10 protein-coding genes are annotated in these 16787 nt (G+C 69.8%); 1 reads left to right on the top strand and 9 read right to left on the bottom strand.

Going from position 1 to position 16787, the window contains the following annotated elements; all coding sequences use genetic code 11:
- Window positions 1-2 precede the first annotated feature (2 nt).
- The 7 genes from ACWIGI_RS27445 to ACWIGI_RS27415 all read right to left on the bottom strand — a co-directional run bounded on the left by ACWIGI_RS27445 (window position 3) and on the right by ACWIGI_RS27415 (window position 12640).
- On the bottom strand, window positions 3-866 hold the full coding sequence (locus ACWIGI_RS27445) for a 3-hydroxyacyl-CoA dehydrogenase (RefSeq protein WP_454205363.1): 864 nt from the start codon (window positions 864-866) through the stop codon (window positions 3-5).
- Window positions 863-1528, bottom strand: a complete 666-nt coding sequence (locus tag ACWIGI_RS27440; protein WP_454205362.1) for a TetR/AcrR family transcriptional regulator — start codon at window positions 1526-1528, stop codon at window positions 863-865. The genes ACWIGI_RS27445 and ACWIGI_RS27440 overlap by 4 nt, the downstream gene beginning before the upstream one ends.
- 85 nt (window positions 1529-1613) lie before the next feature.
- Window positions 1614-2792, bottom strand: a complete 1179-nt coding sequence (locus ACWIGI_RS27435) for a baeRF3 domain-containing protein (RefSeq protein ID WP_454205361.1) — start codon at window positions 2790-2792, stop codon at window positions 1614-1616.
- A 121-nt stretch (window positions 2793-2913) separates the two neighbouring features.
- Window positions 2914-3789, bottom strand: coding sequence for an alpha/beta fold hydrolase (locus ACWIGI_RS27430; RefSeq protein WP_454205360.1), 876 nt, complete (start codon window positions 3787-3789; stop codon window positions 2914-2916).
- Between the two features lie 116 nt (window positions 3790-3905).
- Window positions 3906-5327: an aminotransferase class I/II-fold pyridoxal phosphate-dependent enzyme gene (locus ACWIGI_RS27425; RefSeq protein ID WP_454205359.1), complete on the bottom strand. Its 1422-nt coding sequence runs from the start codon at window positions 5325-5327 to the stop codon at window positions 3906-3908.
- Complete coding sequence (locus ACWIGI_RS27420) at window positions 5324-11920, bottom strand: type I polyketide synthase (RefSeq protein WP_454205358.1); 6597 nt, start codon at window positions 11918-11920, stop codon at window positions 5324-5326. The genes ACWIGI_RS27425 and ACWIGI_RS27420 overlap by 4 nt, the downstream gene beginning before the upstream one ends.
- Window positions 11921-12010: 90 nt before the next feature.
- Entirely contained in the window at window positions 12011-12640 is a 630-nt protein-coding gene (locus ACWIGI_RS27415) for a GNAT family N-acetyltransferase (RefSeq protein ID WP_454205357.1), read from the bottom strand.
- Window positions 12641-13101: 461 nt separating this feature from the next.
- Here ACWIGI_RS27415 and ACWIGI_RS27410 point away from each other — a divergent pair, with 461 nt between their 5' ends.
- A complete protein-coding gene (locus ACWIGI_RS27410; RefSeq protein WP_454205356.1) occupies window positions 13102-14376 on the top strand; it encodes a hypothetical protein in 1275 nt (424 codons plus the stop codon).
- A 4-nt stretch (window positions 14377-14380) separates the two neighbouring features.
- On the opposite strand, the gene ACWIGI_RS27405 is transcribed toward ACWIGI_RS27410, so the two are convergent.
- Window positions 14381-15280 carry an alpha/beta fold hydrolase gene (locus ACWIGI_RS27405; protein ID WP_454205355.1) on the bottom strand — a complete coding sequence of 300 codons (900 nt, stop codon included), beginning with the start codon at window positions 15278-15280 and terminating at the stop codon, window positions 14381-14383.
- A 36-nt stretch (window positions 15281-15316) separates the two neighbouring features.
- Window positions 15317-16501: a cation:proton antiporter gene (locus tag ACWIGI_RS27400; RefSeq protein WP_454205354.1), complete on the bottom strand. Its 1185-nt coding sequence runs from the start codon at window positions 16499-16501 to the stop codon at window positions 15317-15319.
- Window positions 16502-16787 lie beyond the last annotated feature (286 nt).

Here is a 16787-nt window from a genome sequence, read left to right as displayed (position 1 = left end):
CGCTACGCGGAGTAGGTGTAGAAGCCCTCCCCGCTGGCGATGCCGAGCTTGCCCTTGTCGATGTAGTTGCTCTTCAGCCAGGCGGCGAGCTGCTTGCCGTTCGGGTCGTCGCTGTTGACCAGGATGTTGTAGGGGGTGGTGAGACCGATGACGTCGAGAATCCGGAACGGGCCCATGGGCGCGCCGGTCGCGATCGTCCACGTCTTGTCCACCGCCTCGGGATCGGCGTAGCCACCCGCGCTCAGCGCCATGGCCGAGTTGAGCAGCGGCACCAGCAGCGAGTTGAGGACGTAACCCGCCTTCTCCTTGTGTATTTCGATGGGCACCATGCCGATCGCGGACGCGAAGTCGACGACCGCCTGGTACACCTTCGGATCGGTGGCGGGGGTGCCCATGACCTCGGCGGTGTTGAACTTCCACACCTGATTGGCGAAGTGCAGGGCCAGGAATCGATCCGGGCGGCCGGTGAACTCGACCATGTCGCTGGGCAGCAGTGTGGAGGAGTTGGTCGCGAAAATTGTTTTCTCCGGCGCGGATTCGCCGAGTTTGCGATACGTGTCCTGCTTGATGGACAGCACCTCGGGCACCGCCTCGATCACCAGGTCCGCGTCCCGGACCGCCTGTGCCAGATCCGAACTCAGCGTGATTCCGGCGGCTGTGCGCTCGGCCTTGCCGTCGCCGGCCCCGGCGACGTCGGTCGTGTAGGTCGCGGCGAGCTTGTCGAAACGCTCCTGTGCGGCCTTCAGCGCGTCATCGCTGATGTCGTACGCGGTGACCTCGAAACCGCTGAACGCGGTCTGGAAGGCGATCTGCGAACCCAGGACGCCGGTTCCCAGCACGGTGACCTTGCGAATATCGATGCTCATGCTCTCTCCTGTTCGGTGGTGAGTGCGGCGAAGAATCCGGTGACCAGCAGTGCGATCTGCGCACGCAGGTCCCGTAGGGGGTCGTGATCCGGATGGACGCCGGTGGCCGGCCGGGCCAGTGCCAGGTGCAGCACCGCGAAGATGCCGCGCCCGGTGAGCCGGGCCTGTTCGTCCACTCGCGGGCCGTCCAGGCCGCGGGCCCGCGCGTCGGCGGTGAGCCGCTGCGCGAACAGGGTCTCCGCGCGGGCCACCAGTTCCAGGCCCTGCTGCCGATACTTCTCGGCGGGCGACCCGAACAGCAGTTCGCGCTGGTAGATCACGGTGTTCTCGGCGCCGCGCCGGGCGGCCTCGGTGATCGGGCGGACCATGGCCAGCAGCGCGCGCACGGGATCGGTCTCGGCCCGCGCGGCCCGCTCGCCGCTGTCGAGCGCGGTGCGGAAATCCCGGTTGAACACCATCAGGAACAGCTCGCCCTTGGTGGCGGCGTACCGGAACAGCGTGCCCGCCGCGATATCGGCGCGATCGGAGATCTGCTGGGTGGTGACACTCGCGAACCCCTTCTCGGCAAACAGCGCGGCGGCGGCCTCGAAGATGCGGTCCTGCTTGTCCAGCATGCCGCGCGTACGTCGGTTGACCGGTGCCGAGGGAGTGTTTCCGGCCATCCGGCACCTCCGCTTCCGTAACCCGTAATGAGTGGACTCATCAGAGAGCGTACGCCTGGCTAACGAGTTCGCAACCCGCGCCGGGTCAGAAGCGCAGGACCGCGATGGCCGCGCGCGCGGCGGTGCTCGCGGGGAACAGGCTCTCGATCTGCTCGGGTTCGAGCATGTAGACCGCGCCCTTGTGCTCGAGCGTGCGCACGGTCGCGTACTCGGCCAGATCGATCACCGAAGTGCCCGGCTCGGAATGGGTTTCGACGGCGTCGGTCATCTCGTCGAAGCGACCCCACTCGGCCACGCCGTGGGTGACGAGCAGCGATTCCACCCGGCCCTGGAAGGCCGCGCGCACCACTTCGCCGATGGTGACGGCCACCCGGGTCGGCCCGTCGGCCAGCAGTTGCGCGGCGTGCTCGACAGCGGCGCGCTGGGCCGCCTCGAAGCGCGGGCGCACCACCTCGTAGGCCGCGGCGTGCAGTGCGGCGCCGGTCAGCGCGGCCGGGTTGGTGTCCACCGTGCCGGTGAAGAGCGGGCCCAGGGTGGTGCGCTTCTTGAACTGGCCGGCCAGTTCCGCGTCGGCCACCAGCACCAGCGGTATCGCCGCGTCGGCCAGATGGCGGTCGACGGCCGAGGTGACCTTGCCCGCCCATTCCTCGAGCGTGGTCTTGCGCCAGTCGGCGGGGGTGACGCCGTAGGCCTGGGTGCTGGCGCTGGTGCGGCCGCCGGTGTGCGGGCGGGCGGCGGGCGTGGCCTGTACCCGGTGCTGGCGGTCGTCGTCGAGGTTCTCGGTCGGACTGCCGGGTAGCCCGCCGTCGTAGTCCTCGGTCATGGCGAACTTCGAGGCCGAATACAGGTGTGCGCCTTCGGCGGTCATGGTGAGTACGGCGAATTCACCGTCGGCGGCGAGCAGCGGCAGCAGCGGCTTCACGTAGAAGTCGGCGCCGACGATCACCTGTTCGGTCAGCACCAGGGGGACCTGGTGGCGGTACTGGGTGCCGTCCGCGCCCAGGAACAGGGCCAGACCCTGATCCTGATGCCGCCAGAAGGGCACGTCCTCGATGAGCGCTTCGGCCGGTGCGAGCAGCTCGCGGGCCTCGGTCTTGCTCGCGCCCGCGGCCAGCAGCGCGGTATGGGCTTCGGTGAGCAGATTCCGGAAGCGGATCGGATCCTGCCGGGTCTGCGGCCCGCTCACGTGGGTGGGCATGAAAAGCGATACACCGCGCCCGGGCGCGGCTTTGATCAGGGTGGAAAGGTCGGACTGTGTGAACATCTGCCGTCCTTAGGTTGAGGTCGCCGGTCGTCCCAGGCGTTAGCCAGGGTAATGGCCAAGCCTGTCCCGGGGCAGGGGTCGACCGGATTGAGATGACCTTGTTCCTCAATGAAAACCCTGATCAGCCGGGTGTATCGGCGACCTTCTGTGAAGTAGCCAAGAAGTCGCGGAGAATTGCCGCGAGCCGGTCGGGGGTTTCCACGTTGGGGCTGTGCCCGGCCTCGTCGATGAGTTCGAAGCGCGCGCCCACCGCGGTGTAGCGATCGCGGGTGCGCTCCCAGTCGTACAGGCGGTCGTGGCGGCCGTGGACCACGAGCGCGGGCAGTTCGGTCATCTCCAGTTGCCGGTCCAGGGGATTGGCGGCCAGTGCCCTGCGGCGCACCGCGCTGACCTGGTGGTAGGCCCGCCACGACATGGCGCGATGGTCCCGGATCATCTGGTCGAGGCCGGGTACCGCGGCATCGAGGTCGAAACCCCGGGCGAAGCCCTCGGACAGCGCGCGCCGCAGGGCCGGCGCGGGCGCGAGATGCTGCACGAGCATGGCGATCGGCGGGAAGGCGAGCACCGGCGCGCCGGGCGTGACGGTGAGGTAGCTCAGGTCTGGGGCCTGATCCAGGATCACGACCTCGCTCACCCGCTCGGTCCGGGCGGCCACCGCGAGGGCGGCGTCCGCACCCCAGGAATGCCCGACCACCGCGACGTCCTCGATGTCCAGGGCGATGAGCAGGCCCGCGAGCATATCGCCCTGGCCGTCCTGATCGAAGCCGGAACTGCCTCCGGTGCAACCGAATCCGAGCAGATCCGGCCGGACGACGCGGTAGGTGTCGGTGAGCAGCGGGGTGAGCGCGTCCCACCAGTGCAGCGACCCCTCGAAGCCGTGCAGCAGCAGCACCGGCTTGCCGTCCTCGGGACCCTCCACGCGCACGTGCACCTCGTGGCCGAGGACCGGAATCAGCTCCCCGGTCCGTGCGCGCGACCTGGTTGCGCTCGACTTCATCGCCTTCACCCACCGAATGCTCGACCTGACAGAACCGCGGTCGATCCTCTCATTTCGGGCCGGCGGCCGACGGGGCGTGGTCACGTGCGCGACCGCGACCGCGCCCCCGGCCGAGATCAGACGGCCGCGCCCTCGGGTACCTGGTCGGCCAGTGCGACGATCTCGGCCAGCAGGTCGGCGGTGGTGAGCAGTTGCTGTTCGGTGTGCTCGGAGGTGATGAAGAAGCGGAGTCGTTCCTTGCCGAGGGGAACCGCGGGGGCCGAGATCGCCCCGGCGTAGACCCCGCGCTGCAGCAGCATGGCCGAGACGAAACCGGCGCGCATCTCCCCGGGGACGATGACCGGGATGATCGGAGTGCCCTGGGAGTCACCGAGATTCAGGCCGCGTTCGCGCAGCGCCGCATGGAACAGCTCGGCGTTGCGCCACAGCCGGCTGACCCGCTTGGGCTCGGAGTCCAGGACCTCGAGCCCGGCCAGGGCGGCGGCGATGGTGGAGGGCGCGGGGCCGCCGGTGAGCATGGCGACGCCGGGCGCGCTGGCCTTCATGGCGGCGATGAGGTCCGCGTCCCCGGCGATGAATCCGCCGCAGCTGCCCAGCGCCTTGGACAGGGTGCCCATCCAGATGTCGACCTCGGAGCCGAGCATGCCGTAGTGCTCGCGAATACCGTGGCCGCGCGCGCCGAAGACGCCGAACGAATGCGCCTCGTCGACCATGACCGCGCAGTCGAATTCCCGTGCGATGGCGGCGAGTTCGGCCACCCGGCCCACCGTGCCGTCCATGCTGTAGTGACCCTCGAGCACCACCAGCGCGCGATCGAAGCCCGAGCGTGACATGCGCAGCACCGCCCGCAGCGACTCGGGGTCGTTGTGCCGGAAGTTGATCCGGCGGCAGCCCGCCCACTGGGTGCCCGAGACCACGCTGCCGTGAATGAGCGTGTCGCAGATGGCGACATCGCCCTCACCGAGCAGGAATCCGATCACCCCGGCGTTGGTGAGGTAGCCGCTGGTGGTCACCATGGCGTCGCCGACGTCGTAGGTGTCCGCGAGCCGGCGCTCCAGCTCGCCGTAGAGCGGGATCTCGCCCGAGACGATGCGGCTGGCCGAGGCCGAGGCGCCGTACCGGTCCAGCGCGGCCTTGGCGGCCTGCACCACCCGCGGGTGGCTGGACAGGCCCAGGTAGTTGTAGGCGCTGAAGTTGATCAGCTCGCCCGCCGCCCCCTCGGCCCGGATGACGGTGTCGTTCGGGCTGGTTCGCGGCAGGAACACCGGGCTCGTCATGCCGGACTGCTCGGTCATGGACGCGATGATCGCCCGCTTGGCGACCGCCGCGGCGACCTCGGGATGGTCGGCGAACTGCCGCCCGGGGCCGCGCGGAGCCCGCGCGGGGGTGCCGGACGCGGCGGGCCGCGCCGCCGCCCCGGTGCGCACGGCGGGGCCGCTCGCGGGCCGGGCGCCCGGTCCTGGGCGCACACCACCCCCGACCGGAGTTCCGTTGCCCGCCAGCAGTTGCCGGGCCAGATCGCGAGCCGATGCGGTCATGCCTGCACCTCCGTGGTCGTCGTGGTGGCGGCGGCCGCGGGGCGGCCGTTCGTCTCGTGATCACTGCCGTCGGCGCCGGATTCGACCGTGCCGCTGCGGATTTCGGTGGAGCTCGTCGCTGCGGCCGGGGCCGATCCGTCGGCGGTCGGGGGCGCGGCGGTTTCGACATCGGAGCCGACCGGTTCCACGGCCTGCGTTCCCGTCGCGATCGGACTCGCGGCGGGGCCGTCGAGGGCGGCGGGAGCGGCCGGGACGCTCGTGCTCCCCGCGTCCGAACCCGTTTCCCCGACCAGGAATTCGGCCGCTCGCGCGCCGGCCTGCTCCAGGGTGAAGGTGCGGCCCATCTTGAGCGAGGTCAGGTCGATGCCCAGCGTCTTGCTCACCAGGGCGCCGAACTCGACGGCCATGAGCGAGTCCAGGCCCAGTTCGGGCACCGGGACGGTGAGATCGATCGAGTCGGCGTCCACGCCCATGACCGTCGCCAGTTGCTCGGCGAGCATGTGCGCCACCACATCCCCGCGCTTCTGCTCGTCCAGTGCCCGCAGCGCGGCGATCAGCTGCGAGTTCGCCGAATCGTCCTCGGCGGCCGCCGCGATCTGCGCCGCGACCCGGGCGAGCATGCTGAAGTGCGGTGCGGTCGAGGCGACCTTGCCCCAGTCGGTCGGGATGATGGCGACCTGGTGGTGCAGGCCGAGTTCCAGTGCCTTCTCCAGGAATTCGGTGCCCTCGTCCATGGTGATGGGGTCGAAGCCGGTGGCGATCAGATACCGCGTCACGGTCTCGTCGGCCTCGGCCATGCCGCCGCCGGACATGTGACCCCAGCCCACCGCCAGCGCGGTGCCGCCGTCGCGCACCACCACGTCGGCGATCGACTGCAGCGCGATATTGGCCGCGGTGTAGGCGTACTGCCCGACACCGGCGAAAATGGCGCTGCCGGAGGAGAACAGCACGAACATGTCGAGTTCGGCGCCGGTCGCGGCGAGCGCGGAGCGCAGCGCCTGCGCGCCCTCGATCTTGGGCCGGAACACCGACTCCAGGCTGGCGCGATCCATGATCGAGAGACGTTTGTCGTCGACGATGCCCGCGGTGTGGAAGACGCCGCGCAGCGGGTGCTCGGGGGAGTGGGCCCGCGCCACGACCGCGGTCATGGCCTCGACGTCGGTGACGTCGACCTTCTCCACCGTGACCCGCACGCCGGCGTGCTCCCACGCCGCCAGCTGATCCCGGCTCGCCGCGCTGGTCGCGCCGCCGCGCCCGAGCAGCGTCAGCCGCTGCGCGCCGCGCCCGACCAGCCAGCGCCCGATCGCCAGACCGAACGCGCCGAAGCCGCCGGTGACCAGGTATTCCGCGTCGGGATCCACCCGCACCGCCGGCACCTGCGGCCGGACGAGCGGCGCGGCGTGCTCGAGGCTGACCGCGATGCGGCCGATCTTGGTGGAGCGGGCGACGTCCTCGAAGGCCTTGGCCACGTCGTCGGTGTCGTAGACCTCGAACGGCAGCCGCCGGTAGGTCCCGTCCACCAGGTGGTGCTCGACTCGGTTCATCAGCGCCACGCTCTCGGCCCGGCGCATGCCGAGCATGCGGTCCAGGTCGAAGGAGTGGTACGAGATGTTCTTGTCGAACAACCGCAGATCGAGCACGCCGCCGGTGTAGATGTCGGCCTTGCCGATCTCCACGATGCGCCCGAACTCGGCCACCGCCTTGAAGTTCCGGCGCAGGATCTCGCCCGGCGCGGTGCTGATGACCACATCGGCTCCGCGCCCACCGGTGAGTCCGAGCACGTCGTCGGCGAAGTTCAGCGAGCGCGAGTCCAGGACGTGATCGGCGCCCTGCTCCAGCACGTAGGCGCGACGCTCGTCGGTGCTCGCGGTGCCGATGACCACCGCGCCGTGCAGCGCGGCGATCTGGACCGCGGCCGAGCCGACGCCGCCCGCCGCGCCGTGCACCAGCACCACGTCACCGGCGCGCACGCGGGCCAGTTCCAGCAGGGCGTGCTCGGCGGTGGCGAAGGAGACCAGGTTGGTGCTGAAGCCGGGCCGCGATTCGTCCGGGACCGCGGACATGAGATCGCGGGGCGCGGTGTGGAATCGGCTGATCATGCCCTTGGAGGACAGCATGACCCGGTCGCCGATCGCCAGATCGGTGACGTCCGCGCCGAGCCGGACCACGACCGCGTCGCCCTCCATGCCGGGCGTGGTGCCGAAGTAGGTGCCCGCGAGCTCCTCCGCGCCGAGTACGCCGAGCACCTTGAGCGGGTCCTTGTAGTTGAGGCCGACCGCCAGCATGCGGACCTCGACCTCGTTCGCCTCCGGCGCGCGCCGGTCGCACCCGCGCCAGCCCAGCCGGGACAGCACGCGGGACTTGGGCAGTTCCAGGGTGAAGTTGGCCTCCGGATCATGCAGCGGCACAGCCTGATCCAGCGCCTCGATCCGGCCCGGCAGCGAGGCGTCCACGACCGGGACCCAGCGCAGTCCGGTGCGCAGGAAGACCTCGTCGGTGTCGTCATAACCGAAGGCGCCGGGAATGGCGAGCTCGGCCGCCAATTCGGCGTCGCCGGTGTCGGATTCGATGTCGACCAGTCGCCAGCGCAGGCGCGGCTGCTCGTTCAGCAGCACGCGGCGGGCGCCGGCGAGCGCGGCGTGCGCCGGATCGGGCGCGGTGTCCTCGTCGGGGTGCGCGAAGGCGCGCTCGGTGACCAGGGTCAGGTGCAGCGAGCCGTCACCGGTCATGGTGATCTCGGTGCCGCGCCGTTCCAGCCAGGCTTCGAGGAAGCCCTCCAGCGCGACCGCGAGCCGCCGCAGCGTCCACAGGTTGTCCAGGTCCGCGAAGGTGTGCCCCGCCACCAGCACCACGTGCAGGCGTTCGATCGCCGCGTCGTCCAGGGCCGCCCACAGGCGTTCCAGCAGAGCGGTTTCCAGGTCGTCGCGCCGCGGGTCGCCGATGGCGAGCAGTTCCGCGTGCCGGGCGCCCGCCGCGATGCGGGCCGCCCGCTCGCCGGGTTCGGGGCCGAGTTCGACCACCAGCGTGTGCACCGCGTCCGCGCTCGGGAGGCCCGCGAGTTCCACCGGTTCCCGCATCTCCCAGCGGTCCTCGAAGAAGAAGTCCGTCATGCGCTGCAGCGCACCGCGTCCCGGCGCTATGGATCCGAACCGCATGCCGATGATCCGCATGATCACCTGCTGTTCGGGATCGAGCAGATCGATGTCGGCGACGGGCCCGTCGGTGGTGTCGAGCCGGGCCACCGCGGTCACCTCCGCGGGCAGGGCGCCGAAGACGCGCACCTCGTCCACGCCGACCGGCACCATGGCGCCGTCGTCCTTGCCGCCGGTGCCCGCCAGCAGCGCGGCCACGCTCTGCAGCGCGGCGTCGACCACGCAGGGGTGCGCGAGATGGCCGGAATCCTGGGCGATGGTGGCGTCCAGGGTGGCGAGCACGGTCGCGCCCGAGACCCGGACCGAGGTGGCGCGCTGGAACGCCGGGCCGTACTGCAGTCCGCGCGCGGCCAATCCGGCGTAGAAGGCGGCCGGATCGATGCCGTGCAGTTCGTCGACGTCGGGCAGGTCCACCTTGGTGGACTCGAACGCGCCCTCGACGAGCCGGCCGGTGGCGTGCACGGTCCACAGCGCGTCGGGGGTGGTGCGCGAGCGGATGACGAAGCGCCGGGTGGCCTCCTCGACCTTCAGCTCCATGGTGGGAACCGTGCCGTCGTCGATGATCAGCGGTGCGACGAAGCGCACCTGTTCCAGGGCGACGCGGGTGGATTCGGTGCGCACCGCGGCCGCGCTCAGGGCCGCGTCCAGGTAGGCCGCGCCGGGCAGGATGCGCGCGCCGCCGACCACGTGATCGGCCAGCCACTCCATCCCGCCGATGCCGAGCTGGACGCGCCAGGACGTGGTCGGATCGTCGCGGTTCGCGTCGCCGAGCATGGGGTATCCGCCGGGGGTGCCGTACTGCTGCTGCCGGAAGAACGGCAGTTCGGTGCGCAGGTGGGTGCGCTGCCACGGGTAGCGCGGCAGGTCGATGTGCGGGGTCACCAGGTTGGCGAACAGCGCGTCGATGGGCAGCACGCCCGCCGCGTACAGCCCGGCCAGGGTCTGGCGCACGCTGGTGGCGTCGTCCTGCTTGCGATTGAGCGTGGCCACGGTGGTGCCGGTCTCGCCCGCGCCGATCAGGATTTCGCGAATGTTCGCGCCCAGCACCGGATGCGGGCCCACCTCGACGAAGACCCGGTTGCCCGCGCCGATGAGTTCGGTGACGGCGTCGGCGAAGCGCACGGGTTGGCGCACGTTGGCGCACCAGTACTCGGCGTCCCAGTCGGCCCCGGTGACCTGTCGCCCGGTGACCGTGGACAGCAGCGGCAGCGTGGGCTCGGACACCGTGAGATCGGCGAGCACCGAACGCAGTTCGTCGAGGATCGGATCCATGAGGTAGCTGTGGTACGGCACCTCGACGTGCAGCGCCTTGGCGAAAACGCCCTGCGCGGTGAGGTTCTCGGCGATCTCGTCGAGGCGTTCACGCGCACCCGCGAGGGTGACGGCGCTGGGGCTGTTGACGGCCGCGATGTCCACCAGGTCGTCCCCGGCGATCAACTTCAGCGCGGCGGCCTGCGGCAGGCCGATGGCGAGCATGCCGCCGGAGCCGGCGGTGGTGGCCTGCAGGCGGGCGCGATGACAGCTCACCAGCAGGGCGTCACGCAGGGAGAGCATGCCGCTCACATAGGCCGCGGACACCTCGCCCACGCTGTGGCCCACCACCGCGGCGGGGTGGATGCCGTGCTCGGCCAGCAGCGCGAACAGCGCGACCTGGATCAGGAAGTTGGCGGGCTGGGCGATGGCGGTCTCGGTGACCCGGGACTCCTGCTCCGGCCGGCGCAGCTCCGCGAGGATGGACCAGCCGGCGATCTCGGTGAACACCGCGTCGATCCGTTCGGCCTCGGCGGCGAAAGTTCCTCCGGCAGCCAGCAATTCGCGTCCCATGCCCCACCACTGCGGGCCCATGCCGGTGAACACGAAGACCGGCTCGGCGACCTTGGACGCGATCACCTTGGTAGCGGACTTGCCGCCGCCGTTGGCGAATTCGACCAGGGCGGTGACCAATTCGGTGTCGTCGCCGAAGGGCAGCCCGGTGCGGAACTGGTGGTGCTGGCGGCGGGTCCAGGCAGCCTCGGCCAGCAGCGCCGGATCCGCGCCGTCGGCGATGAGTTCGGCGAAGCCGCGGGCCAGGTCGCGGGTGGCCTTGTCGGTGCGCGCCGAGAGCGGCAGCACGCCGAAGTGCCGGGGCGCGCGGCCGGCGTCCGCGGCCGGGACGTATTCCTGCAGGATGGCGTGCGCGTTGGTGCCGCCGTAGCCGAAACCGTTGACGGCCACCGTCATGCGCTCGACCTCGGGACCCACCGGCTCGGCCTCGAGCTGGAGCCGGATACCGAGTTCGTCGAACGGGATGTCGGGGTTGGGGGTGTCGAGCCAGCCCTGCGGGGCGATGGTGCGCTTGGAGATGGCCAGCGCGGACTTGATGACGCTGGCGATGCCCGAGGCGGCCTCGGTGTGCCCGAGCTGGGCCTTGACCGATCCCACGCCGACCGGCGTGGTGCGCCCGGGTACCCGGCCGTAGGCGTTGCCGATGGCGCGCAGCTCCAGCGGATCGCCGACCGGGGTGCCGGTGCCGTGCGCCTCCACGTAGGTGACCTCGTGCGGGGCGATCCCGGCGCGCGCCGACACGGTCTTGGCCAGCGCCTCCTGCAGGTCGGCATTGGGCACGGTGATGGCGGTGGTGCGCCCGTCCTGGTTGGAGCCGGTGGCCTTGATGACGGCGTAGACCCGGTCTCCGTCGCGTTCGGCGTCCGCGAGCTTCTTCAGCACGACCATGCCCGAGCCCTCGCCGCGCCCGTACCCGTCGGCGGCGGCGTCGAAGGGCTTGCTGCGGCCGTCGGCGGCCAGGAAGCCGCCCTTGCACATGGAGACGAAGGGCTCGGGCTGCATGAGCATGGTGACGCCGCCCGCCAGGGCGACGGTGCAGTCGCCGTTGAGCAGCGCCTGGCTTGCCAGGTGCAGGGCGACCAGCGAAGAGGAGCACGCGGTATCCACGGTCAGCGCGGGGCCGACCATGTTGAGCGCGAAGGCGATTCGGTTCGACAGCATGGTGTAGGACGCGCCCGCGGCGGTGTGCATGTCCACGTACGGCAGCGCGGCGGTGGTGTTGGAGACCGCGAGCTGATCGAGGGTGAACGCGCCCACGTAGACGCCGATGGGCGCGCCCGCGATGCGACCCGCGATGCCGGCGTCGTCCAGCGCCTCCCAGGCGACCTCCAGGATCAGGCGCTGCTGGGGATCCATGGCGGCGGCCTCGCGCGGCGAGATGCCGAAGAAGTCCGGATCGAAGGCCCAGGGATCGCCGGTCATGAAGGCCGCGCGCCGGGTGTACATGCGGCCCGGGGTGCGCTTGTCCGGGTCGTAGTAGCGCCGGTAGTCCCAGCGCTCGGCCGGGATCTCGGTGACACCGTCGCGCTTATCGATAATGAAGTCCCAGAACGCTTCTGGGGAATCGATACCGCCCGCGTATCGGCACCCGATTCCGACGATGGCAATATCAGACACGACGACTCCTCGGCAAATCAGATCGAAACTGGCATTCCCCCCGAGACGTGGGCCCGACCCCACGGTGTGTCTTTCCGCCGAACGGCGCGGTCAGCCGATGCCGACCGGAACCGGCGGCCGCAATACGAAATTCATCTCCGGGCCCCCGCGCCCGATCCTGGCCCTGCGGACGAACTCGAATCCGAAAGCCCGGTAGTAGTCGACATTCGCGTCCTTGCAAATGCCGCACACCGCCGCCTGTTCGCGGTCGGATTCGGCGGCGAGCCAGTGCACCAGCGCCCGGCCCACCCCGGAACGCTGTACCCGCGGCTCGCAGCCCAGATAGACGAGATAGTTGTGGGCCGTGGCCGGTGTGGTCTCGGCGATGGCCGCGTCCACATCCATTCCGCGCCCGGTCGCCCCGGCCATGGCCCACAACAGTTGTGGCCCGGAAATCGCTTCCCGCCACAGGGATTTGGCGTACCCGGCCGGGTACCAGAGCATCGCCCCGACGATCTCGCCGTCGATGGTGGCCACCGCCGCTCCGCCCGCGGGCAGGAAGCGGTGCCGGATCATGATGCGCAACATGCGGGGTGACCTGCGGTGCCGGTCGGCCGGGTTCGGAAAGACGTACTCCTCGATCGGGTCGTCGGTGGCGAATGCCCGCGAGATGATGCGCGCCATGTCGTCGATGTCGTGCTCGGTGGCACGGCGAAAAACCGGTGCGCCCAACTGATTCAAAGCCGTCCCTCTACCCTGTGCCGCCCACTGCCCGATAGCGCGGCGGGGCTGCCACGCGCGCTACGGACCGACCCGCCTCGAGATGCTACTGATCGGTAGTACTGGTCAGTAGGTTACACGCGCTCGATCACACCGGCAGTGGTAGTTGTTGTGGCATAAAACAATTCACGACGCTATTGCTCATCGGTTGGACATGGCCTAAAGTCGCGCGATCGAAAAGCATTGCGGTGCAATGTTGTTGGCTCAGACAGTGGGAATGCCGAGGTGTCCGCCGGGTTGCCGAGTCAACCATTGGGCTATTTGTCCGAATTTGCGCGAGCGGGAAAGCGCGCGCGATCCGACATTCCGGGACACCGCCCCGGATGAACCCCCGATGGCCGCCGGGCGACCGCGCGCGGACGATCGCATCGGCCTTCGGGGGTTGTCGCACGCATTCGATGCCGGTGATGTCACACTTGTCCATGCCGCGTCATCTATTGCTCGAGTTGATCACCATTCCGCTGTTCACCGGCGTCATCGGGTACATCACCAACTGGACCGGCATACTCATGCTCTTCGAGCCCATTCGCTTTCACGGTGTCCGGGTGCCGGGTCTGCGCTGGGTCTATCCGTACCTGCCGCGGCGCATCCAGGTACTGCCGCTGCTGTCGCACGACGGCCGCTTCGGCTGGCAGGGCATCGTGCCCTCGCGCGCGGAGAAGATGGCCAGCATCGCGGTCGACAAGGGCCTGTCCAAACTCGGCAGCATGGCGGACTTCTACCGTGAGCTCGACCCGGACAGCATCGCCGAACAGCTGGTCGATCTCATCCGGCCGCAGATCCCCGGCATCGTGCACCGCATCATGGTGCGGCGCAATCCCCAGCTCTGGTACAACCTGCCGGCCTCGGCGCGCGAGCTCATCTACCGCCGGGTCGCCGAACAGCTGCCGGTCAGCGCGCGCGACATCACCACCGGCATCGGTGAGCACATCGAGGAGCTCATCGACCCCAAATGGATGACCATCCGCCACCTCACCGCGCACCCCAGGCTGATCAACCGCATGTTCCGCGAGATCGCGGCCCGCGAGCTGCGCTTCATGCAGAACTTCGGTTTCTACTTCGGCTTCCCGATGGGTTTCCTGCTGGTGGGGATCCTGCACTTCTGGCCGTACTGGTGGGTGCTGCCGCTCGGCGGGGTCGTCATCGGCTACGTCGTGAACTGGGTCGGCATCACCATGATCTACGAGCCGCTGACCCCGCGCTGGTGGGTGCCGTGGCGCCAGGGCCTGATGCTGCGGCGGCGCAACGAGATCGCCGACGGCTACGCCGAGATCATTGCCGGCGAGGTCATGACGCCCCAGCGGATCGCGCACGAACTGCTGGCGGGCCCGCGCGCCGATCGGACGCTCTCGCTGCTGGAATCGGTGATGGGCGCCTCGGTCGACGAGGCCGCGGGCCAGGCGCTGCACGCGGTGCGCTTCTCCCTGGGCCGCGCGGGGTACGAGCGCATCAAATCCGACGTGACCCCGGAACTGCTGCAGCTGACCGAGACAGCGTTCGCCGATCCCGACTTCCTCTCGGCCCAGAGCGCCCGCGTGCGCGACTACGTCGCGGTGCAGATGCGGGAGCTGGACCGCAAGGACTTCGTGGAACTGCTGCGCTCGGCCACCCGCCAGGACGAGTGGCTGCTGTTCGTGCACGGCGCGGTTCTCGGCGTGGTGGGCGGATTCATCCACCTCGCCATATTCGGTGTGTGAGCGCCTATCTCGTGGAATTCGCCAGCTCGACCAGCCGGGCGCGCACCAGATCCGGTCGTTCGTCGACGATGAAATGCCCACAGCCCGAGACCGGTTCGAAGACGTAGTCGTCGGCCTGCGCGGTGTCCGAGGCGGCCATCGAATGGTGTACCGCCACATCGTCGACCCCGAACAGCGCCCGCACCGGAATGCCGATGCGGCGGCGCTCGGGGGTCTTGGTGGAGTTCGGGATCTCGTGCAGCCAGAAGGTGCGATAGGTGTCGGTGGCCGCGCGGGCGCACACCGGATCGCGGAAACGGTCCGAATAACTGCGCACCACATCGGGACTGACCGCGTCACGATCGGTCATCGCGCCCGCGATCAGGCGCTCGAGGAAGCGCGTGCGCTGCTGCAACGGCACCCCGACGGTCGCGATGAGCGGCTGGTACGCCAGGAACCGCCACACGTGGCGCAGCACCACCTGCGACGGCACCCACGGATGCGCCATGTTGAGCACCAGGAAGCCGCCGAAACGCTCCGGTGCGCGCAGCACCATGCGGTAGCCGATGAAGCCACCCCAATCGTGCCCGGCCAGCAGCACATCGCGCAGCCCCATGGCATCGAGCAGGGCGAGCAGGTCCGAGGCGACCTCCTCCTTGGCCCAGCGGTGCGGGGGCGGCCCCGACCAGCCGTACCCGGGCAGGTCGGGGACGATGATTCGCAGACCGGCGGGTGGATCCGCGAGTAGGTCCCGATAGGCGTAATGGTGCTGCGGCCACCCGTGCAGCAGCACCACCGGCCGGCCGTCGGCCGGCCCCGCCTCGGTCACATGGAACCGCACGCCGCGCGCCTCGACGAAACTGCGGCGCACCCCCGCGATGGCCGGGGGCTCGGACGAGCTGGCGGTGTAACCGGATTCGGACATGCTGTCACGATAGCCAGTGCGCGGGCCCCATCGTGACTATTGCGCGGGCTGGACCCGGCGTTGGTCCCACCGGCGGAGCGCCGGTTCGAGCCCGCGCGCCGCGATCGGGCCGAAGGCGGCCATCAACAGTACGTAAGTGGTGGCCAGAGCGGCGAATTCGCCCGGCGCGGCACCCGCCGCGACGGCCAGTCCCGCGATGACGATGGAGAATTCGCCGCGGGCCACCAAAGCCGATCCCGCCCGGGCGCGTCCATACCGGGAGGTCCCTACGCGCGCGGCCGCCCACCACCCCGTCGCGATCTTCGTCGCGGCGGTCAGCACCGCCAGCGCCACGGCCCAGCCCAGCACCGGCGGAATGCTGGCCGGATCGGTGCTCAGCCCGAACAGCACGAAGAACAGGGCCGCGAACAGATCCCGCAGCGGCTCCAGGATCTTGGTGGCGTTGTGCGCGGTGGAGTCGGAGACCGCGATGCCCAGCAGGAACGCCCCGACCGCGGCCGAGACCTGCAGTGCGGACGCCACTCCGGCGACCAGCAGGGCCGAACCGAGGATCTTCAGCAGGAAGATCTCGCGGTCGTCGCTGTCCACGATCATCGAGACGTAGCGGCCGTAGCGCAGCGCCACCACCAGTACGACGGTGACCGCCGTCAGGGCGATGCCGAGGGTTTTCAGGCCGGCCGCGAAACCGGCTCCGGCCAGGACCGCGGTCAGCACCGGCAGGTACGCGGCCATCACCAGGTCCTCGAAGACCAGGATCGACAGGATGGTCGGGGTCTCCCGATTGCCCAGCCGGCCCAGATCGTCCAGCACCTTGGCGACGATGCCGGAGGAGGAGATGTAGGTGACCCCGGCCATGGCGACCGCGCCGGTCAGGCCCCAGCCCAGCACGAGCGCGACCAACACCCCGGGTGTCGCGTTCAGTGCCAGGTCCAGGACGCCGGCGGCCCAGGATTGGCGCAGGCCGGTGACCAGTTCGCCGGCGGTGTACTCCAATCCGAGCAGGAGCAGCAGCAGGATCACGCCGATCTCGCTGGCCATGTGAATGAACTCGTCCGCCTGCGGCAGTTCGACCAATCCGCCGGTGCCGAACATCAATCCGCCGATGAGATACAGCGGAATGGGGGACAGTCCTATGCGGGCGGCCACGCGCCCGAGTAATCCGAGTCCGAAAAGCACCGCGCCCAGTTGAATCAACCCGAGGGCGGTGTCGTGTGCCACCATCGCCGCTTACCCGTCTGTTCGAATCAGCGCGGTGGGTGGGCAGGTGTGCGCGCCGCGCGGGAGGTCGGGGACCCGATCGGCGTAGCGCGGAGTGATGGATGAAAAGCCTTTGCGCACACCGATACTCGGCTGCGATTTCGCGTCTGTATTCACGCCCTACGATAACCCGACAAATCGGACAGTCTGTCCGGTACGGCGAATTCGGATGTGCGCGTGCGGCGGATCGCGGGTGCGAGATTGCGGCCGGTTGCGCCCGAACCGGGAGATCGCCGCACATAATCTGAGG

The organism is Nocardia sp. NPDC055321 (genome assembly GCF_053645575.1).
This window is presented reverse-complemented; position numbering and strand designations above follow the sequence as displayed.

Coding starts and splice junctions, on each gene's coding strand:
- ACWIGI_RS27405 (WP_454205355.1), bottom strand. CDS start 15,280: ATGTCCGAATCCGGTTACACCGCCAGCTCGTCCGAGCCCCCGGCCATC.
- ACWIGI_RS27430 (WP_454205360.1), bottom strand. CDS start 3,789: ATGAAGTCGAGCGCAACCAGGTCGCGCGCACGGACCGGGGAGCTGATT.
- ACWIGI_RS27400 (WP_454205354.1), bottom strand. CDS start 16,501: ATGGTGGCACACGACACCGCCCTCGGGTTGATTCAACTGGGCGCGGTG.
- ACWIGI_RS27425 (WP_454205359.1), bottom strand. CDS start 5,327: ATGACCGCATCGGCTCGCGATCTGGCCCGGCAACTGCTGGCGGGCAAC.
- ACWIGI_RS27440 (WP_454205362.1), bottom strand. CDS start 1,528: ATGGCCGGAAACACTCCCTCGGCACCGGTCAACCGACGTACGCGCGGC.
- ACWIGI_RS27410 (WP_454205356.1), top strand. CDS start 13,102: ATGCCGCGTCATCTATTGCTCGAGTTGATCACCATTCCGCTGTTCACC.
- ACWIGI_RS27445 (WP_454205363.1), bottom strand. CDS start 866: ATGAGCATCGATATTCGCAAGGTCACCGTGCTGGGAACCGGCGTCCTG.
- ACWIGI_RS27435 (WP_454205361.1), bottom strand. CDS start 2,792: ATGTTCACACAGTCCGACCTTTCCACCCTGATCAAAGCCGCGCCCGGG.